Source organism: Arthrobacter sp. Ms25, from assembly GCF_059090365.1.
Map to the genome: position 1 here is coordinate 22,638 of NZ_JBNHFP010000006.1, position 21,870 is coordinate 44,507.

Here is a 21,870-nt window from a genome sequence, read left to right on the forward strand (position 1 = left end):
GAGAACAAGACCGGCGCACAGCCCCGGGCTGACAAAGGAAAGACCCGGGACATACGTCCGCAACGCCCTCCGATGCGCGGCTGGTTGGGGCGGGGCCGCGGGACGGCGGCCTATGTCCAGCAGGCCGATGAATGGCGGGGAACCACCGTTCAGGTATGCGGGATGTGGCCGTTTTCCATTGGCACCGGCACACCGATGATCGGCGTCCCGCTGGGCCGGCACATTCATACCGGCGCGACGTTGTGCTGTGATCCGATTTCCTGGTTCCAGCGCGCAAAACTGCTCAGCAACCCCAGTGCGTTCATTCTTGGCAAACCCGGGCTCGGGAAATCCACCCTTGTCCGGCGCATGGCAACGGGCCTGGCAGGCTACGGGGTGATGCCCCTGGTCTTGGGAGACCTGAAGCCGGACTACGTTGACCTGATCGAAGCCCTGGGCGGGCAAGTCATCACCCTGGGCCGCGGACGCGGATACCTGAACGTTCTGGATCCCGGAGAGGCAACCCAGGCGGCCGAACGGCTCCGGGCGGCCGGACATGAGAAGGAAGCTTCCCAGGTCGTCGCTGACGCTCACGGGCGGCGCCACACCATGGTCTCTGCCCTGCTCACCATCCTGCGCTCGGCTCCGCCGAACGACCGCGAAGAAACAATTATCGACCGCGCGTTGAAGTGGCTGGATGAAAACCATGACGGCATTCCCGTGCTGGGGGATTTGCTGCGGGTGATCCAGCTCGGGCCCGCCGAAGTCCGGGCGGTGGCGCTCGACCGCGGCGACGACACACGGTACAAAGCCATCACCGAAGGGCTGGAAGCTTCCCTGATCGGTCTGGTGGGTGGCGGCCGTCTGGGGGAGACATTTTCCCGCCAGACCACCAATCCGATGCGCCGTGACGCCCCTGTTGTCTATGACGTTTCCGCGATTGACGATTCGGAGATGGATCTGCAGGCAGCGGCCCTGCTGGCCTGCTGGTCCGCGGGCTTCGGCACGGTGAACGTGGCCAATGCCCTTGCCGACGCCGGACTGGAACCGCGCAGGCACTACTTCGTGATTCTGGATGAACTCTGGCGGGCGCTCCGGGCCGGCAGAGGCATGGTCGACCGGGTGGATGCCCTCACCCGGCTCAACCGGCAGCGCGGGGTGGGGATGGCGATGATTTCTCACACCATGAGTGACCTGCAGGCGCTGGCCAGTGAGGAGGACCGGATGAAGGCCCGCGGCTTTGTCGAACGCTCCGGCATGGTCATCTGCGGCGGCCTGCCGTCCGCGGAAATGCCCCTGCTCACCGCAGCGGTCCCGTTTTCCCAGGCCGAACAGTCCCTGCTGATCGGCTGGCAGGATCCTCCGGCCTGGGACCCGTCCACCGGCCGAGAAGCCGAGCCGCCCGGCCGCGGAAAGTTTTTGGTGAAGGTCGGCGGCCGGCCGGGAATACCGGTCGATGTTCAGCTCACGAGCGTGGAGGCTTCCATCAACGACACGAACAAGCGCTGGCATGAACAATCCCGTGTCGGCCGCCGCGTCCAGGAACTCATCGAGGAGGCGGAACGGTGAACACCCCGAACAACCGCCGCCGCGATCCCGGAGGGATCGGGGCCGAGGCGGCGCTGGTGTGGGTTGCCGTCCTTCTCGTGGTGACGGGAACCGGGTCCGTCTATGCCGCGATGCATGTGGGCCACCGTGTGGCCGGCACGGGTGAGACACTGCCTAAGGATCCGTTCGAGCTGGTCTTCGGCCTGATCGGCGGTGAGCTGAGCTGGCCGGGGGCGGCCGGTTGGTGGGTCCTGGCCGGGGTCGCCGCGGCCGTCATCATGATGGTGCTCCTGGTGTTTCTCCTGCTCCGGATAACCCGGAAATCACGCAGCCGGGTGGACCGGGCCGCGAATTTCATGGGGCGCGGCCGGGATGTTGAGACACTCACGATTAAAAACGCCCGGTCCACCGCGGCCCGTCTCGGGGTGGAGGACTCTCCCGGGGTTCCGATTGGGCGCACGGTAAGCGGAGGACGGGCTCTGTACGGGTCGTGGGAAGACATGCACATCGACATTTGGGGCCCGCGCACGGGAAAGACCACGAGCCGTGCCGTCCCGGCTATCCTCACCGCCCCCGGCCCGGTGCTTGTCACGTCCAATAAACGCGACGTCGTGGACGCTACCCGCAATATTCGTGCAGATTCCGGTGCCGTGTGGGTTTTTGACCCGCAGTCCATCGCCTTGGAAGAACCGACGTGGTGGTGGAATCCGCTCAGCTATGTCACGGACGAGGTTCGTGCCCAGAAAATGGCCGAGCACTTCGCCGCCGGGTCCCGGGACCCCGGAGCCAAAACGGACGCCTATTTTGATCCTGCCGGCCAGGACCTGCTGGCGGCGCTGCTTCTTGCAGCTGCCCTTGACCAGCGATCCATCACGAACGTGTACACCTGGCTGACCCGCCCCATGGACCACACTGCAGCCGATATTCTCCGGCTTCACGACTTCGATTTGCTGGCAGATCAGGTTGACGGCGTGGTCGACGCCCCGGACAAACAGCGCGCCGGCGTCTTCGGTACGGCACAGCAAATGGCCTCCTGCCTGACCAACCGGCAGGTCTCGGCCTGGGTAACGCCTCGCACCATGGCCGACTCCCGTCCGCAGTTCGACCCCGACTCGTTCATCCGCAATGGCGGCACGCTCTACAGCCTGTCCAAGGAAGGCCGCGGGACCGCGGGGCCGCTGGTGACGGCATTGACGGTCGCCGTTATTGAGGCAGCCGAAGAGCAGGCGGTGCACTCCGCCGGCGGTCGGCTGCCCGTTCCCCTGCTGGGCGTACTCGATGAGGCGGCCAACGTCTGCCGCTGGCGCGACCTGCCCAATCTGTACAGCCACTACGGCTCCCGGGGAATCGTCCTGATGACCATCCTTCAAAGCTGGTCCCAGGGGGCGGAGGTCTGGGGGGAGGCAGGGATGAAAAAACTCTGGAGTGCATCGAATGTTAAGGTCTACGGCGGTGGCGTGTCCGAAGCGGCGTTTCTCGAAGATCTGGCCAAGATCATTGGAGACTACGACCGGCTCTCTTCCTCCACCTCGCATGGCACGGGACACCGCACGGTCTCCCAGCACCTGCAGCGCGAACGTATCCTCGACGTTGCCGACTTGGCCGCCCTGCCCAAGGGCCGGGCGGTCGTCATGGCTTCCGGGAACCGCCCCACCCTCATCCGTACCCAACCGTGGATGACGGGCCCACACGCCGACCAGGTCCGAGCCTCTATATCCGCCCATGATCCCCAGGCCAAACGAACCATCAAGGACGCTGAGACGCAGACAGCTGCTGCTGCCGCCGGCTACGGCACAGGAGGTGCACGGTGACCGACTGGGGGGTGGAGGAATATGCTCCGTCCGAGCAGGCGTCGGAAAACCCCGGGCCGACTCAACCGGACAGACCACCGGTGCCGGCACTGTATTTCGGCAGTGTCGATGAGTTCGTGCGGGAGTATCTGCGCAACGCCTACCGCCGCAGGATTGATGGGAAGTCCCGCGTCTGGGCCGCACGGTGGTGGGAATACGACGAAGCAGTCATCCGCCTTGAAGCCCTGTGGCGCTCCTGGGAACACCTCCGACTGGACCCCAGTACAGGAATGAGTGTCTGGTGGCGGGACCATGCCGATCACCACATGTCCGTGCTGATGGACCCGCAGGGGCCTTTCTACGCGGCGGAAGCCGTCAGCCGGGAGAACCAAGAGACGAAGGGGGGACCGCTGCCATACGCGGCCCCTCCCCCAGGCCTCTTTCCTGACGTTCGGGAACTGTACTAGTCCCGGGCGCTTTTGCTCACCGTTTCTTGCGCTTCCCTTTGGCCTTCCGCTTGATGATGATCCTCAGCTGGGGCGAGGCGATCAGCACAATGACGGCGGGTGCACCAGCTGGCAAAAGGACAGCCACCAGCTCTTGGAATAGGACGTTCAACTCGGACATAGAGCTCCACTCACTTGGGGGATGCGAGAACCTCGTTGCAGGTTCACGCAAGAACCTCGTCGAAGTTCATACCTGCTCTATGCAGCAGGGCCCGGCACGGGTGTCACAGTCGGCGCGGCCGGGTCCTCACCGATCCTCTACAACCTCCGCAGATGGTGGAACTGCTAGTGCTCTAACGCCGATCCAGCCCCGCGTTCTGGATCTGTGCGGCACGGGAGCTGCGTCCCTTACGAGCCTTCGGCGCCTTCGGCTTGGCATCTGTCACGGCTTCAGTCGCTGGCTTCGCCTGACTCACATCGGCTCTCATCCGTGTTGCCACCGTCTGCCCGTCGACGCCTTTGGATTCAAGGTCCCGGGCGGTCTCCTCACGCCGTTCAGCACTGTCGTACGCGGTCCGTCCGTCCTCCCGGATCGCTCCGGACCGATCTCCGGCAGCCTCAGCTTCGGCTAGCCGCTGGGCCTGGATGCCTGGGGCGTGCTCATGCTCAACTGACAGGCGTTCTTCATCGGCCCGGAGCTCTTCCTGATCGGCCTGATTCAGCAGCAGTTGAGCTTCCGCTGCTTCCGTGGCTGCACGGTGGCGTTCGGCATCTGCATCAGCACGGTCGCGTTCTGCCTTCTGCACAGCGGTCCTGACGGCGGCGGGATCGGCCCCGGTCGTGTCCGTGTCCATGTTGTAACGGGTATGGAATTCCGTGCGCATCGTTTGCTCGGCCCTGGCTGCCTCAGCATCGTCCTGTGCCCAGGCCCGTGCCAGCTGGTAAGTGTGCGCCATCTGCTCGGGAGTGGCCCGGTCCCACCATTCGCGGCCGTGGACCCTGGACACTTCAAGGTGCACTGTCTTTCGTTCGGCCTCGAACCGGGCCTTTAGCTCCCGCGCTGCCTGCTCGCTGTCCATCTGGGCCCGGCGGGAGGCGTCCTCACGGGCACGTGCCACCCGTTCGGCAATCTGCCCGGCTGCGGTCACCAGGACGCGCAGCTCCCCGTCGAAAGCTTCCTCAATGCCGTCGGTTTCTTCGGCCATGGTCCCTCTCCCCTCATCGTTCCGGGCCGCGGGTTGGGCCCGGTTTACTGGTGCGTCGTTCAACGGCCGGTTCGATCCTGTTGGGGACCGGCGCCCCTGCAGCGGGAGGTCTCCCCTGCCCGGCCCGGAGCCTGTCGAGCATGGCTTGGGCCTGCGGCTCCAGCACGGGATTCCGGTCGCCGGTACGGGTGGCGAGGGTGCCGGCCTCGGTGTCGGTTGCCGGTCCCGCGTGCGACATGGCGTCACGGATTCGGACCAGGCGCGCCCTGGTGTCTTCCGCCAGCAGCCTGGCCTGCCGTGCCTGGCCTCCGGCGAGGGCAGCTGCATGGACGGCCTGGGTAACCCGCAGCAGCTCTCTGATCACGGCCGCCTGCGCAACGGCTCCCTGGCCGTGGTGCATCGCGCTGGCGAGCAGTACGGCGGTGCCTGAGAGAGCGGTGCTCCCGGCCCTCCTCGGGGTGGCCGGGCGGCGGTACGTTTGGGCGGTCCGGGACAGAACTTCCGACGCCGCCGCGAGGTCACCGGGCGTGTCTTCAGTGGTGTTTGACCATGCTGCCAGGGCTCCGGACGCCTGCCGTGCAACGGTGGCCCAGGTGTCCTTATCGTTCACGTCGACCGCATGTAGACCGTCCACGAGTTCCTGCAGCTGCGTGATCTGTTGCTCCCACGCTTCAGGACTAACGTCCCGGACTTCCCGTCCCGCATGAACGACGCGTCGTCCTCTCCTGGCCGCGTTCCATTCGGCTGCAGCGTCACTCGCTCCTGTCGGAGTGTCCGGCCAGTCACCGCGCAGCCGGGGCAGTGTCAGGTCCCGTCCGAGCTGCCGGCCGCCGTACCAGATCGGCCGTTCGCCGCTGTGCGGCCGCTCAGCCACGGAATAGCCGGTGATGACGTCGGTCCGGTTCTCAGCAAAACGCGGGCGCACCAGGCAGCCGCTGCGCCTGATCCTGCGCACGAACTCTGCTTCGTTCTCACTCGCTGCTGCTGCTGCTCTGACTTTCAGCGCCAGCTCGTGACGGGGCTGGGTTTCCTTCAGCTGAGCGGCTACGTGAGCTGATCTCTCGGCCTTGGTTAAGGCATCCCACGCCGGCTGCTGTTCCTCGCCTGAACGGGTTCGCTGCCCTTCGTACTTGGCCCTGGCGCGCCGGCGGGCTACGGACTCGCGTTCGGCAGGGTCGTAGCCGCGAGTGGCGCGTTCAGCCTTCACTGACTCCAGCTGTTCCAGATCGTATTTCACTTCCAGCGCCCGGACAGCGGATTGGGCGCGGCGGAAGTCATTATGAATGGAGGCCTTGGTGCCGTCTTCCCGAACCAGATTCACTGCCACATGAATGTGGTCGTTCCCGTTCTTCGACACCCCGTGCCTGACGGCCACCCAACGGCAGGGGGCCTTCGCGCCCTCGTGATCGTCGAACCCCATGACCTGCACAAAGTCGTTGGCGATGGCCTGCCACTTTTCATCCGTCAACATGCCCTCGTCGGCGCGCAGAGACAGCGAGCAGTGCCACACGTGCCCGCCGGTGACGTTCACTCCATAGGCACTGCGTGGCCGTTCCAGATGCCGGGCCATCCCCAGTGCTCCTTCGCGGTCCAGCTCGGCGTCATCATGCCAGGCGAGCAGCGCCGGGTCCCCGGCGACCAGATGCGGTTCCGTGTGCTCGTTGGCCTTGCCCGGTCCGACGAGATACATCATCAGACCCGCCATCCGCTCACCGCGCACAACATTGGGCATCATTGCTGGAACCCCAGACCGTCGATCGCCTGATCAATCCGTCCGGCGACGTCCCGGACCTTCTTCAACGTCGCCGCGGACTCCGCCTGCATCTCCCCTGTCGCGTTTGTGGCCCGCGCTATCTGGTTCACGTTGTTCGACACCGCTGCCAGCAGGCGGTGAAGCGCGAACAATTCGGCCATGGCCTGTTTGCGTTCCGTGGGCGTTTCCCCGGCTGCAGCTGCAAGGGTGGATTCGATCAGAAGCCGCGGCACAGTCACCCGCTGGGCCGCCGCCAAACGCAGCAGCTGGGCTTCCTCCTCCGGGGTTACCTTCACCCGGTGATCGTGCTGCCGGCCGCCCTGAACGTTGGCACGCCTGCGGCGGCCAAACAGCCGGTTCTCGGACGGACGCCCCATGGCACTCCCCTGCCTTTCAGCCCAGCGCAGCGACCCCGCAGCGGGGACAACACGCTCAGTGTGACCCACGACCGGACCCAGGTCCAGAGTGGGCAGGCGACTTGGGGGACCCAAGTCTATAGCTTGCTCCGCGGGGCGGACCGTTTTCGTTTCACCCGGCTCCTACAACATTCGGGAGCTGCGCTCCTGAGACATTGACCGGCTGCGCCGTTCCGTTTCGGCTTTGGATGGTACTGCCCGCCCTTCTCTTGGCAAGCCTGCGCCGGGGGCTTTCGCGGCATATCCTCACTCGCTTCGCTCCCTCCGGTATTCCACGCTCCCCCGGCTCCGGCTGGCCAATTCACTTCGCGGGCAAGGTTTGACGGCGTTGCCGAAAGAAACGGTGGCAGGAGAAAAGGAGCAAGACCGTGAAGCAACTCATCACCCCGGAACAGGTAGCCCACAAATACGGTGTCAGCGTCCAGGAGCTGGCCGAGTGGAGACGCCGAAACATCGGCCCGGACTACTATCTGCTGGGTAGGCGGGTCATCCGCTACCTGCCCGAAACCGTCGACCAATGGTTCCGCGACCCGGCCAACTCACGCTGGCATGATTTCCCCGCGGAGGCATTCGCCAACATAAACGAAGGGCCGGAGGACAGCACCATGCCGTGGTTAAGTATCGACGTGCACCGCCCACTCACCTGGTGGCGGGCAACACCGGATCAGCTGGCTCCCAGAGTGGCGGACCCGGATGTGCGAGACGGCCAGCCCCGCTGGGAGTCATACGACCAGAACTGGAAAGCCATCGGGCACGTCCTCGAGGATGTCGGCGACGTGCTTGCCTCCGGCTCCTACGAAGACAGTCCCGCACCGGTGAGCCGCGGGCACATACACGTCCAGGACCCCGGCCTGTCACCACTTGAACTCAAAATCGTCCGAGCGTGGTTCAGCCCTGCCGAAGCAGTCACGATGGACCCCTGGGACAGCACGTGGTCCGACGGCCGGCACCGAACCTGGCACAGTGCCGCTGCCAATCCCGGCATTCTGCTGCCGCTGCGCAGCAACTCCCTGGGGTGGGCCAATACCGAAGACATTCCCCGTCTTGGCGAGGACTGGGCCACCCTCTTCAAAGCCGATCTGAAGCGGCTGCAAGAACTGGCCTGGCTGGACCGGACGGACCCGGTAAACCAACGCTTCGAGGAGGCGTTAACCCTCGCGGCGGCGGGCAAAATCCCACCCACCACACCGGGAGAGTCCACACACCGTGAAGCCACCCTGTCAGCGAGCATTCATGCGAGTTTCTCACCCGGATTTCCGCGCGTGAAGGCTGAGGAGATATCCACGCCACAGACCCGTACAACCGGCGTGCGGCTATCGTTGCGGGGCGTTCCGCAGCCGAGAATCGAGGGACGCTAGTACGCGCGCGGGCGGGGATCCTGGCCGGGGATCAGCTTGTCGACCTCGGCCGTCCAGCTCCCCGCCCCGTGACCTCGCCGAGGGGCCATCATGCCGTCCCTTCCCGATCCTCAGCACAGCACCGCCCCTAGCCTAATGTGCATCATGGGAGAATTTTGGGTACCTAAGCTAAACGCTAGGACGGACACCATCAGGGGGACCAATATGCTCACGAATCCATTTAGTGAAAGCCCCGTTAAACCGGAGCTGGCATTTGACGCCGCCGAGGCTGCCGAAGTCGAAAGGACCGATAGTTCGGGCCGACTTGAGTGCATCAGCGACGAGGATGAATTCGTGGTGACCTACATCGGAAACCAACGTGACGCGGTTCCGTACGAGGCCCTCCGCTACCGGATGGGGGAAAAGCTGATGCGGATCTTTCCGAGCGGCAATAGGGGCCAGATCAAAGAACTCCAGGTCGAACTTCCGGAATGGTCCATCAGCGATCACAGCTACGAGAATGACCGCTTTTTTCTCCTTCAAGTGGCAGGTCTACCGAAGGGCTTCAACTCCACTTACGCTTTCGGTCTTGGCATAAACAAGAGCTACAGGGGATTCGTTAAGGAAATCGAAGACAATACCGAGTGCACCGTCGTCCGTTTTCTACAGATGGGAGATGAAGGTACCTCTCCGGATGGATCGACCTACCGTGTCACGCTCCAACGTTTTGAGCGATACCGTGCGGCCGTGGAACGCAACCGGGGTCGTGGGCAGTCTGCGGTTCAACGAGTTAACGACGCCGAAGCGCACAACGCATTCAAGGGCTTGCTCCATTCGGAGAATGTGGATCCGAAGTACACCAAGCACCCGGTGATCCGGCTGATCACCGAAGAGGTGGCCACAGGGCACGTGACCACCACTGAGGACCGGGTCACCCTCGCTGACGCGGTAACGAACGCCGCGCCGAAGATCGCTAAAGAAGATCCACAGCGCCTCATTAGGCTGCGTGACGACATCGAGCTAGTGTCCTTAGACGCCCTCATCGCCGAATTCGAATCAAACCTGGGTTCGAAAGCCAACAGCGAGCCCCACTGGCAGAACTTCTTTGGCAACAACCATTTCGCTCTCCAGCTCATCCTCTCCACGCCTCTGGTCGTCGAACGTGAACAGGCAACGGTGAAGACTCAAGGTTTCGACGGCAGCGGATCTCGGATCACCGACTTTCTGTGCGCGAACCCGCTCACCCATTCTGTGGTCCTGGTGGAGATCAAGACGCCCGGGGCGGCTTTGATGAGATCCGCCCCCTACCGCGGGAAAGACTCCAGCGCGGTCTACAGTCCACACGATGATCTGGGGGGACCCGTCGCGCAGGTTCAATCGCAAATGGCGTCGGCCGCTGAGTACGCCATGGTGTTGTTTTCGGGATCTGGTTTCAACACGGTGAATGAACTACACGGCGTGGTGATCACCGGAAGAGTCTCGTCGCTCACCGAAGAAAAACGTGAATCGTTCAGCCGCTACCGTAGAGGTCTGAGTAACGTGACGGTACTTACCTTCGACGAAGTCTTGGAGCGGCTGAAGCAGCTGCGTAAGGCTCTCAATACCGCCCCCAGTCAGGATTCCTCCTCAAACTATGGGCCGGAAGGGTGCAACTGAGATCCAAAGAGGGGCTCCGCGAGCTGACGGAAGATGGAGGGAGAGGTCCCCGCCATCTCCCTCCGTGCGCTGTCCGGCTTTTACTAGGGAACTTCATTGGAGGAAGCTGCTGCGCCTGCTGCAGGACCCTTCCCTCCCGGGAGGTGTTTTATAGGATCGAATTGCTCGAAACCTTCTGGAATGGATCCCGTGATGTCCTTGGGCATCTCAGTCCCGGGCGCTCCTACATAGAACTCGGCCGCCGTCCTGAAGCAGGTATCCATTACCACCACTTCTTCTGAGAAGGCCTCCCCATCCAATTCAAGTAGTCCTCGCTCGTGCAGCTGGCGAATAAAATTCAAGGTCATGCGATTGCACACGAGAACATTGGAAATGAGCAGCGCAGCGGCCCTGTATCGCTCCTTGATGCCATACACGGCACCAACTTCACGCCGCCCTGCATCAGCGTGGACGACATCGCCATAGAACCACGCCATACCTAAATCTGAGTCCACGATAGTGGACGTAGGAGCGTCATCGCCTCGCTTCAGTTGTAGGAAGTACGCGCGAGCCTTGCCAGGTTGTGTGTCTACCCGTTTCCGCCAACGATCCTTAAGCTCCCTAAAGGATCCTTGAATCTCTGGATCATTGTTGTCCCGGAGGAAGTAACCGAGAGCTTTCAGGGCTTTCCCCCAGTAGACGGGATCTTCGTTGAGGATCAACGGCCGGAGTCGCGCTGCGGCAGATTCCAGAACCTCCTCGCTGGGAAGATCCTGCACTAGAAACCTCTCCCCGCTCCGAGGGATTAGTTGCAGCTTCATTTCGCCCTGGGACATCGCAAGGACTTTCTCGGGATCGGTCATGAGAGAGTGGGCATCTACCCGCCTGCTCCGCACTACGAATGCTTCCAAGACCGCGCGATACCGCCTCTCGACTTCCTCCTGGTCTGCCATGTCCAGTACCTTTCCTCGAACTTCATCGTCTCAAACCTCCTTCATCTCGGCCCAGCAAACTGACGCTGAAGAAGGTGATTGGTCCTGTGCACCGACAGCGAGACGGAGCCCCGGGAAATAATGAGAATCCCGTGTGCGGAGAAAACCTCGGCGGATTCCACCCAGGAAGCTAATCCGTCTGCCCTTCATCGCTAGGCCCCGTTGCTGCATCGAGTTGCGCACGGGCCGCAGGAGTGTACTTTATCGACATCCCGTAGATCCTTTGCCCGGTTGCTACCCCTCCTCCGATACTCGTGACGATGAATCCGGTCAGCACCGGAGCCGCCAATAGCCCCACGAACAGGAGCATGAAGGCGGTAAAGCCTCCGAGTATTGCAAGTGCCAAGACATCTGCACGCGTCTTGGGGATGAGCCGAAGACCCCAAGAGTTCACGATCGCCATAAGGCCCGTTTTGTCCTGCGCCAGATGTTCAAGCTGCCGCTCGGTTTCCTCGTCCAGCTCTACGTCTGCGAATGTTTCTGCAATTTCTGCGAACCGCTCAGGAGTGGCTGTCCCGGTGCCTGTAAGTCGTTCCTCCGCCCAAGACGCCAAAGCATCAGTCGCCCCTTCTGGGAGTCCAGATTTTGTGCTCTCCAGTAACGGCTTGAACAATTCAGTTGTATCCCGGTTTAGCAACCTGGAAGGCAACCAATCCAGTGCCCGCGTTAGATCCGCCGCCGGGAAAAAGGACATTTTCATAACCCAGCTCAAATCCGCCAACGGCGCGGCTGTCATCTGTGCGAGCTGCGTTGCATACCGTTCCACCAAAGCTGCTGCTCCGGTGGTCTGCAAAGCCTCCGCCGCGAACCGCTGCGCAGTCTCCGCCGCCCCCGTCATCTGCGCGATCTGGCTGGCATACCGCTGCGCAGTCTCCGCCGCCCCCGTCATCTGCGCGATCTGGCTGGCATACCGCTGAGCAGTCTCCGCCGCCCCCGTCATCTGCGCGATCTGGCTGGTATACCGCTGCGCAGTCTCCGCCGCCCCCGTCATCTGCACCATGTGCTGTGAAGCTGCAGACTGAATAGAGGGGACAGCCCGGCCCTTCGGTTTCTGGTTCATATCCCAAGCGTGCGGCGGGCAGCCGGAATGAAGAAATGGCGACACGCCGGTTAACGTTTTTCTGTCGCGTCCCCCGGCTCGACCCCAAGCGAGACGATTGGCTGCCGGAAGAATCACACCCTACCCTCTACTCATGAGCGATGTAACTGTGGTCATCCAACCTGCAGAACGGACAGAGATCCTAAATCTTCCTTATGAGGGCAAGGGTGCCGGCTATTTGATCCTGGGTGAAATGTTCAATGCATCGCGCAAGGGGCAGGTGAAGTACAACGGTGGCGTCTGGTCCGTGGCGCGGACTCACACGAACACGGTCATTCTCGGGCTGGCTAAACGCTACGGGCGGGTCAAGGTCATCCAGCACGGTGGGGTCGATAAGTGCGTTGAGCAGTGTTGGGACCGTGGCAATCCTGAGAAAGCATGGCTATGTGAATGCGCCTGCGCAGGCAGGAATCACGGATCGGGCAAGCCATACGCGCACACGGTGGGCGGCAACGGACCGGGCGGTGCGCTCTCGGTTCAAGCCAGTGAGCCTCGTGAATTTTACGTGCCCTAATCGCGTCAACATACCGGATAGCGACGTGTTGCCGAGCCTCAACGACTTCCTGATTGCATCTGCCCCTGGGTGCTTACCCATTCCTTGGCATCGAGTTCAGCCATACGCCGGTAAAGAGTAGCTCGGGACATGCCCAGGTCGCGGGCAACGTGGACAGCCGGCTCCCCCGCTTCAATGAGTCGCCGGGCGTTGCGGATTTGACTGTCACTAAACTGCACCCGCCGCCCCCCAAGGTCTTTGCCTGCCGCCCTACGTTTGGAGACGGAGTCGTTAATACGTTCCCGTTTGATCTCCAGCTCCATCTGAGCCAAAGCAGCCATGACAGTAAAGACCATGGATCCCATCGGGGTGCCGGTATCCACGTTTCCCCCGCCGAGGTTCAACACCCGCAGATTCACTCCCCTGGCCTTCAGATCCTCGGACAAACCGAGCATGTTCACCGTGGACCGACCGAGCCGGTCCAGGGTGGTTATCACCAAGGTGTCACCCTCGTGAAGTGCTTCCAAGGCCCGCATGAATCCCGGGCGGGACGCTCTGGCTCCGCTGACGCCGTGGTCGATGTAAAGGTCATCGCGACGCACGCCAGCCGCCAGCAGGTCCATAATCTGCCGATCCGGATCCTGGGCCTTGGTGGAAACCCGGGCATACCCAATCACTTTTCCCACGGAATCCTCGACAGTGTCTTGTAACCGATCATCATGTCACTAAAGCTAGCAGTAGGTTGCAACACATAGTGACGAGACACCAACCTTGCTGGTGTGGCGAGGCAGGTGCACTGTCTCACGTGAACGTCTTCTATCCCGTGGGATACAAGGCACTCGCGTGATACAAGCCGTGCCGTATGAGTTGCAACGATAAGTGGCACGGTTTTCACAGAGTTTAGTGGCCGATGATGAGTGCTTCTCGGGCTGCGTCGACGAGCTCGGGTGTGAGGGTGTCGAGGTTGTTCAACCAGTGGGTGCGTGCGATCTGGGTGAGGAGCCGGTCGACGAGGCGGAAGTTGCCGCCGGTGATGCGGACGATGGCCGCGATGGCGGTGGTGTGGGCGATTCCGTCAGCTGCTGTGTTCGCTGTGGTGGGGTGTCGATGAGTGAGGACGGCAGTGAGTTCGTCGGGTGTCAGGGGCCGGTATTCGTGGGCGTAGCCGATGCGGCTGTAGAGCTGGGGATAGCGGGCGAGTCGCTTTTCGATGCCGGGCATTCCGATGAGGATGACGCTTTTAATCCCAGCACTAGCAGAGCATCCAGAAAAGTTGCTGTGGAAGACAGGTTCAGGAACGATCCCAGCTTGAACGCTTGGTGGAAGAGAGCGTCCCGGCTCAACGGGTGCTGGCCGTATCTGCGTTCCTGGACCGTCCTGACGATCGTTGAGAAGCAGGGCCAGGCAGGCAGGGCTGCCTGACATCCGCAATGGATTGGTCGAGATCAAATCAACGTGCAGGATCCAAGGGATTGAGCTCACGCGACCGGGCGCCCTGGAGCCGGCGCAACTGGCACCTGCCCCTCACGGCAGCAGGCACGGCCCGCTATCGTTTGGCCGTGAGCGTGGCCGCATCGTTGTGGTAGCCATTAATCTTCCAGCGCCCGTCTTCATTTTTCATCCAGAACTGCGAGTTATTGGTCGCTTCAGCCTTCCGTCCATCCATCAGCGTTACTAAGTAGTGGATCGTGGCGTGGATTGCGAAATCTCCATAACTCGCCGGGTCGGGATCCTCAATCCGGTTGATTTCGACCGCTGTCTCCACCTCGGCCGCGGGATCAATCGGAGTGCGCTTTCCATCTCCCTCGAGATCGCTCACCCACACAAGCTCGTTGGGGTTCAAATCCGGCCACTCCTTCCGGAGGTCCTCAGCGATTTGATCAGAGTCCTCAGTGTCCGGTCCCGCAACCACTGCGTTGTGCAGCGGGTAGTACAGCGCCTCCTTGCCGGGGAATTCCGCGGCCGGATCCGCTTCCAGGGCACGCGCGAAGTCCAGGCCCTGCTGCCCCTTCTCCAGCACGGAGGGAAGGGTAACCATCGTGATGAAGTAACGGCTGTCATTGATGCTGGCCTCGAGTTGTTCCACATCAGGGCCGGCGACGCTGACATCGCGCTCGTCCTCCACCCATTTTGCCTGCAGGAACGTCCTGATTGCCTCTGCCGCGTCGGCCCGGTTTCCGGTCGTTTCCCACTCGATACCGTAGGACGCAGGGTCAGCTGCCATTTTGACAGGATCAAGTCCGAAGGGCCGCTCAGGAAGACGCTCCAAGGGATCCAGCGTGGGAGTGGGGGACGGAGAAGCCGAAGGAGAGGCCTGCTGGTTCCCCTGCTCTCCTGCCTGGCTGCTTTCCCCCGCACAACCGGCTAACGCCATCGAAAGAACAAATACGGCAACGGCAAGCTTCGAACTTTTCAAACTATCCCCCCGGAAAACTATGACAATACGACCGTCAATGAGTGTATAGGCCTATTGACAGGCGAAGGTGCGGGGAAAGCCGTGGGAGGCTTTCCAAGGCCAAGGACGACAGCGAGCCGACCTCTTTAGGAGTTGGCTGCCTGGTACGCCTCGATGATGGTCTTACTGATCCGCCCCCGACTGCTGGGGCTGTAACCGTTCTTCTCCGCCCACTCACGGATACGGCGGGTTTCATCCCGTGAAGAAGTCCTAGAGCGCTGCTGCGACCCCGCGCTGCCGCGCACTTTGCGGCCCTTTTCCAAGTAAATGCTTAGCTCGTCGCGCAGCTGGTGGGCGTTGTCCGCGGAAAGGTCGATTTCATAGGAGACACCATCCAGGCCAAAGGTGATGGTCTCTGCGGCTTCTTCGCCGGTGATGTCATCGAGAAGCTGTACCTGTACGCGCTGTGCCATGCTTGCCGCCTAAGCATTGAAGGAATATCAGGGCGTGAACTCCGCCCCCACCGCGAAACCAACCTACCTACTCTAGTCTGCAAATAAGTGCCCTTACCTCAACCGCATATCCGCCAACTCTCCCCGGTGCCTCTGAAGTAAACGGGACCAGTGTCAGCCGCCAGGGAGTCGGGGATGCCCCATCAAGGGCGCACGAAACCCATCTTGGATGCAATATTCGTTCAGGAAGGATCCGTTCAGCCTTCCGTGCAAAATTAGCCGCATACAGCACGAACGACTGGAGGATGCCCACGCTGGCAAGGGCAGGGCACGATAACGATCGTATTCGTGCACGCTCTTGCAGCAGCGCTGACCGTGGCATTTGGACCACCCTCACCGGGCCTTTTCGCGGGCGGGGTATATGTAATTCTCAGTGCCGGCAGCGACATGGCGACGTTCCCGGAGGGGAAGTGGTGGCAGCACGTTGCGCTAAAGGACCGGCTTACGGGACGGTATCGGCAAGCATGGATCTCTTGAAGGGAAACATCCGATGGCGATTAGTAAGCCCGGCATACGGCTGGTTCTGAAGTTCTCAAACTCTTGGGAACCTATCTTGGGAACATATAGGGAAGGACTCAAGGGCAGACAGTCTCAGGAGATCCGAGTCAGGGCGGCATGGAGTTCCTCCGCGTGATCCAGGACCACAGTGATGCGTTGGCCTTCGGTGGTCACGATTTCGACACCGGTCCCACCCGACCAGAGCAGTCCGATGCGGCCCCCAGGGACCCGTCGATAGCCTGTACCGCCGAATCTGACCGGGTGAACATTCTCAACTAACGAGCACGAAGCGATCTCTTCGTGTGTCAGTGTGCGCCCGTACAGCGGCCAAAGGCCGACGGCGATCTGCCGTCCGTCGACCGAGACAGCAATGTTGCTAACGCTGATTGCGACCCCAAGCGCGGCACCGACTAACAGGCCTGAGATAGGAATAAGAATCCCCAAATCACCGTTGGCCGCCGTCAACCCGAGTATCGCGCCACTGAGACACGCGATAACGATGACGGCACCTAGGATGCGAATCCCTACCGGCGCGCCCTGACGAAAGACCTCCGACTGGGTAGCCACAGTGACCTCTTCACGTCTAGATGTATTTGGAGACATCATCATGTCAGGCGTCGTGAGGCGCGGACGCTCACGCCATACCTAAAAGAGCATTTGACTAGTTCGCAAAACGTCCGTTGAAGGATCCTCCACCGCTACGTCGGCGATGTGGCTAGATAGCAGTGAGGACGAAGATCCATTCTGGCAAGGCCTTACCTGGCACTTTTCGCCGGGTTGCGACCGGCGTCGCGGCTTGGGGAGGTATCAGCCCGGCGACCGATGAGGAACCAGAGAAGCGAACCGATCACGGGGAAGGCAAGCACCACGAGTACCCAGAGCGCCTGTGCGGTGCCGGTGAGATGGTGAGAGCGCGCAATACCGATGACAGCCGCTACAAAGAGGAGCAGTGCAAGCAGGCCAATCCCTAGAACGGTGAACTCCCACTGAGTGGGCACGATCGGATTTGCGCCTTCAGCTGCTGTCCTTACCAGCACTACAGTCCCCCTTTTTTTGGGCCCGCGAGATACGGACGCCATCTCCAACCTAGGCGCTGATCTCGAGTTTCCAAAGGGATCCCCTACGGGACAGCTATCGCCGACCCCAGCTGGGTAACAAGATCTGTAAATCGCGGATGGCCTGTGGTCGGGCTGCTCAGAAAGGATCGTTTCCGTGCACCGATGTGAGAGCTCACCACGTCTCCCGTTTAGCGGACTCAGAATCTGTCAGTTTCCGAAGTCGACGACCGCCCGTGCAATCACACAACCGGCAGCTTCGGCGAGATCTAATGGGATGGGTCGGCGGAGAGCGATAGACTGTTCCCATCAGAACCTCCGCCCAACCGGGTGGAGGTTTTTTCGTATGACTACGCATCCGGGCCGCGGGTCAGTGGCGTTCCAGTCAGTAATCCTGTGGCGTCTCAGTTCTGGATGAGCGTGGCCGCTGAGACTGATACTAGCTGGAAGGTGGAACATCGCGAGGTGCCTGGGCAGCCCGACCTTCCCGCCGATGCATGGGTCAGTAGTTTCGATGTCCAATAGTCCCCCACCGCCCATGACATGCCTGATCGCCGGTGTCTCGAGTTCCGTCGTATTCGTGTACGCTCTGGCTTCAGCGCGGACACCTGGGTGCACCGGACGCGGGAGTTTCCGAGGAGCCTTGCCCTTTTCATAGGACAGCCTCCGGCTAAGCCTATGATTCTAGAAAGTGTCCGAGGAGAACTGAGAATAGTAGATGGCCGTCGATCAACTGCACGCCGAGACTGACAGGCAGCTTGCGCAGCAACGCATACACTCTGATGCCCTGGCGACGAGGGCAGGTATCCTGATTGCCGTATGCACTCTTCTGATTGGACCGCTCCAAGTCGGACAAGCACCGCTGGCCGGCCCTGTCGTATGGCTCGTAGCGGGCACAGTCATTGTGGGCGTCTTGCTATTAGGGACCTGTAGGCTCGCGCCAGGACCTACACCAGTGACGCTGACTAGCTGGAGCAACGATAATGAACCTAATGGCCAGTTGCTTGATGCAAAAATCCTAACGATTGAGGCAAATAAGCAGGCCCTGGGCCGGTCAGATTTATTTTTTTGGATTCAGGCTGCGGGAACCGCGGCAATCGCCATCATAGTCGCCGCTCAGTAAGGAGGATACTGCCAATGTCTTCTCTTTCGGCCGCACAACAATACATAGCATTCCTGGAAGAGGATTTTGCCAAAGATCCTCAAGAGGAAGAGGAACAAGAAACGCCCCAAGGGCCCTCCCTGGAGAATTACCATCGTTGGAGAGATGCGGCAGAAAAAATCGAGCCCAGGAGCAGGATGGGATTCCTCTTTGGCGTCACCGATCGAGATATTTCTCGTGCGCGTCAACTTCTCGAAGGGATCCCAGCTCCAACTAGAGCGACCTTAGCTCTAAAACGAGCCATGGATATCATCCTTTCGCTCCTAGGAATTATAGTCCTTTTGCCCATATTTATTCTTCTTATCATTCTCATAAAGCTGGATTCTCCCGGCCCGGCGCTTTTTCGTCAAGAACGAATAGGAGTTGACGGGCAGAAATTCCGGATGCTTAAATTCCGGACTATGGATGAACGGGTTGTTTTCGACCCAAGGGGCCATAACCTACTATTCCTTCTAGAGCAGGATCCTCGGATTACCAAGATAGGCAGATTCCTTCGCCGGTACTCGATCGATGAGCTCCCTCAGCTCTTCAATGTTTTACGCGGCGATATGTCATTTGTCGGTCCTCGGCCCCGTTTGGAAAGCGAGTATATTCATGGCGGTTGGGAGCGCTCCGACCTCGTACTGAAACCTGGGATCACGGGGCTGTGGGCTATAGGACGGGCTACTCTTAGCAGGAGCGATTCTAAAAGGCTTGACATTTACTACGCAGAGAACTGGAGCCTCGTCCTAGATGTAACGCTCATGTTCCGGGTTATTCTCTACTCTCTGCGGAGAACAGGGTCCTATTGATAATGAAATAGCTACGTTGACGTCGCTAGCGATCATCCCTTCCGCTCCGCCATGCGGGAACAAAGCTCGTCAAGAGCACACTGTCTGCTCATACCTAGGTCCGGGTTCATGGGGCCGTTAAAGGGCGGAAGCGGGAACCGCACCACACGGTTCCCGCTTCCGTTCTTGCTATCCTCCGCAACCACGAAGGAAATCTATGGGGTCTGGCGGCCCTCTTCCTTGAGGGTCCGTCGGCCCGGGCGGAGGGCGCCGGCCTGTACCGGATCCCATTTCCTGCCCTTGTTGTGCTTGCGCTGCAGGCGCCGCACCTCTCGGAGCACTGCTGCTTCGATCAAGTCTGACACAGATTTGTATCCTTCGGCCTGACCGGCGGCGAGGAATGCTGCGCGGACCTGGTCGGCGTCCTCGACGCTGAAGTAGGGGGTGAAGCCGGCCGGTTTCTGCTTACTCATTACCTGTATCCGTCGGGGTCGGGTGTATCCACCGAGTCTATGGCGCTGCCCGGCCTGGTTAGTGTTTGGACGGCGGGCCGGCCGGGTACATCACGAAGCATCAGCATTTGTCCTGGATCTGCAGCCGCAGGCTTTCGGCCGCGGCGGCCCATGCCAGGTACGGGGCGCCGGTGACCTCGGTGGGATCCCCGGCGCGGTAAAGGTATTCGTCCCGGAGGGTGGCCAGGGCGGTGGAGAGCACGAACACGTCATGCTCTCCACCTACCTCCAGCTCAACGGTTTTCCCTGGCACTGGCGTGTTTCTATCAGGCCGGGGCGGACCAGGACTCGTCAGCGGGTGCGCTGCTGGCCGGCGCGGCTTCTGCGGCCGTGCTGCTCCGAAGGGCGGGTTTGACTGCTCCGTAGCGCATCGAGGCACCGATTTCCTCGACCTCGAGCTCGATGACGGTCCGCTTCTCCCCTTCCCGGGTCTCGAAGCTGCGGGACTTCAGGGTGCCTTCGGCGATGACGCGGTTGCCTTTGCGCAGGGAATCCGCGACGTACTGCGCGGCTTCACGCCAAAGGGTGCAGCGGATGAAGAGGGTTTCTCCGTCCTTCCACTCGTTGGACTGCCGGTCCAGGACCCTCGGGGTGGAGGCGATGGTGAAGTTCGCGACCGCAGTGCCGCTGGGGGTGAAGCGCAGTTCGGGATCCGCGGTGAGGTTCCCGGCGATGGTGGTGGTGGGTTCGCCTGCCATGGTGATCAGCTTCCTTCTGTGTGGTGGGGGTGGAGTGCTGCGTTTTATGGATTAGGTGGTGCGCTGTTCCAGAGTGATGACCTGGTTGATCTTGTCCGGGTTCAGTCCCGACCAATGATCTTCGGTTCCGTCCTTGTCGTACACGACGACGGGGACCTGTGCATAACCGAGTTCGGCGGTGATGTACTCCAGGGCTGACGGGACAGCGGCGATGTCGACTACCTGCGGATCCAGTCCTGCGCTCTGGAACTTGCGGACGGTGAGCTTGCAGGGTGAGCACCCGGGTTTGGTGTAGACGGTGATGGCCATGGCACTCATTCCTCGGGTTTTCGTCGTCGGTTTAGTCGCCGGTCCCTGCTGTGGTGATGCTTCAATTATCCGCTTTTTTCATCTGAAAAAACAGCGCTTTTGCCGTGTATTCTCGGGGTTTTCTACCTGTTTTTGTGGGGAAAGCGGGTATGGTTCGGGACTGGTGGCGCTGGTTGGGTTGTTGTCCCTTCCCCGTTGTTTTTTGCTGCTGGCGGGCTTGCTCGCTTGCCCCCGACGGAAGCCTGTCCACCCGTAAGGGCAAGGACGGGAAAATTTCCTCAAGGAAGTTAGCGACGAAGGAGCGCCGTCGGAAAATTTTCCGGGCGCAGGCCCCGACGCAGGAGGGGCTGGACAGGCTGGAGCGGGGGCGCATAATCCGTAAGGACAGCAGCAAAAAACGTCGTAGACACATCCACCGGATGCGACGAAGGAGCAGCCGGTCATAGTCCGGAGCGTTAGCGGAGGTCCGCTTCCCTGATGCGAGTGAGCGAGTATCAGGGCTGCCTGGAACCGGCTGGTGGGTGGGCCGGTGGTGGTTCCCGGCCGGAGCGGGACTAAGGCGCCGCGACGAAGGAGCGGCAATGTTCAGGCCGGAGCGCAGCGGAGGGCCGCTCGTGGTGTCTGTGGACCTGGGCCGGCCGCGCCTCCTTGGGGGAAGGGGCGCGGCCGGCTGGTGGGTTACTCTACGGTTTCCTGTCCGGGAACGTAGGGCCTGCGGTAGCGGGCGGGCAGTTCGGCGGCGGTATTGGGCAGGTCCTCCGGTCCGTCTGACTGTCCCAGCTTCCAGAAGTCGAACACTGCCGCCGTGATGGCTTCCTGGCGGGCGGCCACTGTCCGGAACCAGTGGGTGTGGGTGTCGCCTTCGATGTAGAGGCCGTACCCGTAGAGGGTGGACCTGTACCCGTCGTAGTGTTTGGCGACGGCGAAGATGATGTAGGGCCACGCTCCGGCGTCCCAGCCTTCACTGCCCCAGTTGGGCAGAACAAACCACGGGGTGTTCGTGAGGGTGTCCATCCAGTCGTATCCGTCGCCGGTGCGGTCATCGGCGGGCAGCTGCGGGGCCCGCACGGCCTCGCCGGTGTCCTGTGTCGTGAACTCGAACTGCTCGGTCATTGTCTTGCTCCTCATGGTTGCGGTGTGGGTTCGGGGCCTGTGGTGATGCCGGCAGTTGGCCCCTCCCCCGTTGTTTTTTGCTGCTGGCGAGCTTGCTCGCTTGCCCCCGACGGAAGCCTGTCTACCCGTAGGGCAAGGGCGGGAAAATTTCCG

At 61.4% G+C, this 21,870-nt stretch carries 24 protein-coding genes; 7 read left to right on the plus strand and 17 right to left on the minus strand.

The features are described from left to right. The first annotated feature begins 72 nt into the window (after nt 1-72). The 3 genes from AC5RT8_RS16125 (at nt 73) to AC5RT8_RS16135 (ending at nt 3,784) form a co-directional block, all read left to right on the plus strand. Nucleotides 73-1,548 carry a putative type IV secretion/conjugal transfer ATPase gene (locus tag AC5RT8_RS16125; protein WP_494096761.1) on the plus strand — a complete coding sequence of 492 codons (1,476 nt, stop codon included), beginning with the start codon at nt 73-75 and terminating at the stop codon, nt 1,546-1,548. Then, entirely contained in the window at nt 1,545-3,338 is a 1,794-nt protein-coding gene (locus AC5RT8_RS16130; RefSeq protein WP_494096733.1) for a type IV secretory system conjugative DNA transfer family protein, read from the plus strand. Before AC5RT8_RS16125 ends, AC5RT8_RS16130 begins: the two co-directional genes overlap by 4 nt. An 80-nt stretch (nt 3,339-3,418) precedes the next feature. Further along, on the plus strand, nt 3,419-3,784 hold the full coding sequence (locus tag AC5RT8_RS16135) for a DUF4913 domain-containing protein (RefSeq protein WP_494096734.1): 366 nt from the start codon (nt 3,419-3,421) through the stop codon (nt 3,782-3,784). A gap of 16 nt (nt 3,785-3,800) precedes the next feature. Here the strand turns inward: AC5RT8_RS16135 and AC5RT8_RS16140 are convergent, their stop codons facing one another. The 4 genes from AC5RT8_RS16140 to mobC all read right to left on the minus strand — a co-directional run bounded on the left by AC5RT8_RS16140 (nt 3,801) and on the right by mobC (nt 7,098). Next, nucleotides 3,801-3,944, minus strand: coding sequence for a hypothetical protein (locus tag AC5RT8_RS16140; protein ID WP_494096735.1), 144 nt, complete (start codon nt 3,942-3,944; stop codon nt 3,801-3,803). A gap of 172 nt (nt 3,945-4,116) precedes the next feature. Next, nucleotides 4,117-4,968 (minus strand): hypothetical protein, encoded by an 852-nt coding sequence (locus tag AC5RT8_RS16145; RefSeq protein ID WP_494096736.1) that lies wholly within the window; start codon nt 4,966-4,968, stop codon nt 4,117-4,119. 13 nt (nt 4,969-4,981) lie between these two features. Then, a complete protein-coding gene (locus AC5RT8_RS16150) occupies nt 4,982-6,703 on the minus strand; it encodes a relaxase/mobilization nuclease domain-containing protein (protein WP_494096737.1) in 1,722 nt (573 codons plus the stop codon). Further along, a complete protein-coding gene (gene mobC / locus AC5RT8_RS16155) occupies nt 6,700-7,098 on the minus strand; it encodes a plasmid mobilization relaxosome protein MobC (protein ID WP_494096738.1) in 399 nt (132 codons plus the stop codon). Before mobC ends, AC5RT8_RS16150 begins: the two co-directional genes overlap by 4 nt. Nucleotides 7,099-7,505: 407 nt before the next feature. On the opposite strand from mobC, the gene AC5RT8_RS16160 reads away from it, so the two are divergent. Next, on the plus strand, nt 7,506-8,495 hold the full coding sequence (locus AC5RT8_RS16160; protein WP_494096739.1) for a helix-turn-helix transcriptional regulator: 990 nt from the start codon (nt 7,506-7,508) through the stop codon (nt 8,493-8,495). Nucleotides 8,496-8,699: 204 nt separating this feature from the next. Next, nucleotides 8,700-10,130 carry a Shedu anti-phage system protein SduA domain-containing protein gene (locus tag AC5RT8_RS16165; RefSeq protein WP_494096740.1) on the plus strand — a complete coding sequence of 477 codons (1,431 nt, stop codon included), beginning with the start codon at nt 8,700-8,702 and terminating at the stop codon, nt 10,128-10,130. Between the two features lie 83 nt (nt 10,131-10,213). Here AC5RT8_RS16165 and AC5RT8_RS16170 read toward each other — a convergent pair whose 3' ends face one another. Both AC5RT8_RS16170 and AC5RT8_RS16175 read right to left on the minus strand, forming a co-directional pair. Beyond that, nucleotides 10,214-11,062, minus strand: a complete 849-nt coding sequence (locus AC5RT8_RS16170) for a hypothetical protein (protein ID WP_494096741.1) — start codon at nt 11,060-11,062, stop codon at nt 10,214-10,216. A gap of 169 nt (nt 11,063-11,231) precedes the next feature. Next, nucleotides 11,232-12,161, minus strand: a complete 930-nt coding sequence (locus AC5RT8_RS16175; protein ID WP_494096742.1) for a hypothetical protein — start codon at nt 12,159-12,161, stop codon at nt 11,232-11,234. Nucleotides 12,162-12,294: 133 nt separating this feature from the next. Here AC5RT8_RS16175 and AC5RT8_RS16180 point away from each other — a divergent pair, with 133 nt between their 5' ends. Beyond that, on the plus strand, nt 12,295-12,714 hold the full coding sequence (locus AC5RT8_RS16180; protein ID WP_494096743.1) for a hypothetical protein: 420 nt from the start codon (nt 12,295-12,297) through the stop codon (nt 12,712-12,714). Nucleotides 12,715-12,752: 38 nt separating this feature from the next. On the opposite strand, the gene AC5RT8_RS16185 is transcribed toward AC5RT8_RS16180, so the two are convergent. The 6 genes from AC5RT8_RS16185 to AC5RT8_RS16210 all read right to left on the minus strand — a co-directional run bounded on the left by AC5RT8_RS16185 (nt 12,753) and on the right by AC5RT8_RS16210 (nt 17,096). Further along, complete coding sequence (locus AC5RT8_RS16185; RefSeq protein ID WP_494096744.1) at nt 12,753-13,379, minus strand: recombinase family protein; 627 nt, start codon at nt 13,377-13,379, stop codon at nt 12,753-12,755. Between the two features lie 214 nt (nt 13,380-13,593). After that, entirely contained in the window at nt 13,594-13,914 is a 321-nt protein-coding gene (locus AC5RT8_RS16190) for a TniB family NTP-binding protein (protein WP_494096745.1), read from the minus strand. Nucleotides 13,915-14,239: 325 nt separating this feature from the next. Continuing rightward, nucleotides 14,240-14,917, minus strand: coding sequence for a hypothetical protein (locus tag AC5RT8_RS16195; RefSeq protein ID WP_494096746.1), 678 nt, complete (start codon nt 14,915-14,917; stop codon nt 14,240-14,242). A gap of 317 nt (nt 14,918-15,234) precedes the next feature. Further along, on the minus strand, nt 15,235-15,561 hold the full coding sequence (locus AC5RT8_RS16200; protein WP_494096747.1) for a histone-like nucleoid-structuring protein Lsr2: 327 nt from the start codon (nt 15,559-15,561) through the stop codon (nt 15,235-15,237). Nucleotides 15,562-16,191: 630 nt separating this feature from the next. Further along, nucleotides 16,192-16,665 carry a hypothetical protein gene (locus AC5RT8_RS16205; RefSeq protein ID WP_494096748.1) on the minus strand — a complete coding sequence of 158 codons (474 nt, stop codon included), beginning with the start codon at nt 16,663-16,665 and terminating at the stop codon, nt 16,192-16,194. Between the two features lie 188 nt (nt 16,666-16,853). After that, a complete protein-coding gene (locus tag AC5RT8_RS16210; RefSeq protein WP_494096749.1) occupies nt 16,854-17,096 on the minus strand; it encodes a PLD nuclease N-terminal domain-containing protein in 243 nt (80 codons plus the stop codon). Nucleotides 17,097-18,290: 1,194 nt separating this feature from the next. Between AC5RT8_RS16210 and AC5RT8_RS16215 the strand changes: the two genes are divergently transcribed. Continuing rightward, the gene (locus AC5RT8_RS16215) at nt 18,291-19,106 is read left to right on the plus strand and encodes a sugar transferase (RefSeq protein WP_494096750.1); all 816 of its coding nucleotides are present in this window, start codon (nt 18,291-18,293) and stop codon (nt 19,104-19,106) included. Between the two features lie 194 nt (nt 19,107-19,300). Here AC5RT8_RS16215 and AC5RT8_RS16220 read toward each other — a convergent pair whose 3' ends face one another. From AC5RT8_RS16220 to AC5RT8_RS16240, 5 genes are all read right to left on the minus strand, one after another. Beyond that, nucleotides 19,301-19,558 carry a ParB family protein gene (locus AC5RT8_RS16220; protein WP_494096751.1) on the minus strand — a complete coding sequence of 86 codons (258 nt, stop codon included), beginning with the start codon at nt 19,556-19,558 and terminating at the stop codon, nt 19,301-19,303. A gap of 100 nt (nt 19,559-19,658) precedes the next feature. Further along, the gene (locus AC5RT8_RS16225; RefSeq protein ID WP_494096752.1) at nt 19,659-19,850 is read right to left on the minus strand and encodes a hypothetical protein; all 192 of its coding nucleotides are present in this window, start codon (nt 19,848-19,850) and stop codon (nt 19,659-19,661) included. A gap of 13 nt (nt 19,851-19,863) precedes the next feature. Then, the gene (locus tag AC5RT8_RS16230; RefSeq protein ID WP_494096753.1) at nt 19,864-20,295 is read right to left on the minus strand and encodes a single-stranded DNA-binding protein; all 432 of its coding nucleotides are present in this window, start codon (nt 20,293-20,295) and stop codon (nt 19,864-19,866) included. A gap of 51 nt (nt 20,296-20,346) precedes the next feature. Then, nucleotides 20,347-20,604 carry a glutaredoxin family protein gene (locus AC5RT8_RS16235; RefSeq protein ID WP_494096754.1) on the minus strand — a complete coding sequence of 86 codons (258 nt, stop codon included), beginning with the start codon at nt 20,602-20,604 and terminating at the stop codon, nt 20,347-20,349. Nucleotides 20,605-21,282: 678 nt separating this feature from the next. After that, complete coding sequence (locus AC5RT8_RS16240) at nt 21,283-21,717, minus strand: hypothetical protein (RefSeq protein WP_494096755.1); 435 nt, start codon at nt 21,715-21,717, stop codon at nt 21,283-21,285. Nucleotides 21,718-21,870 lie beyond the last annotated feature (153 nt).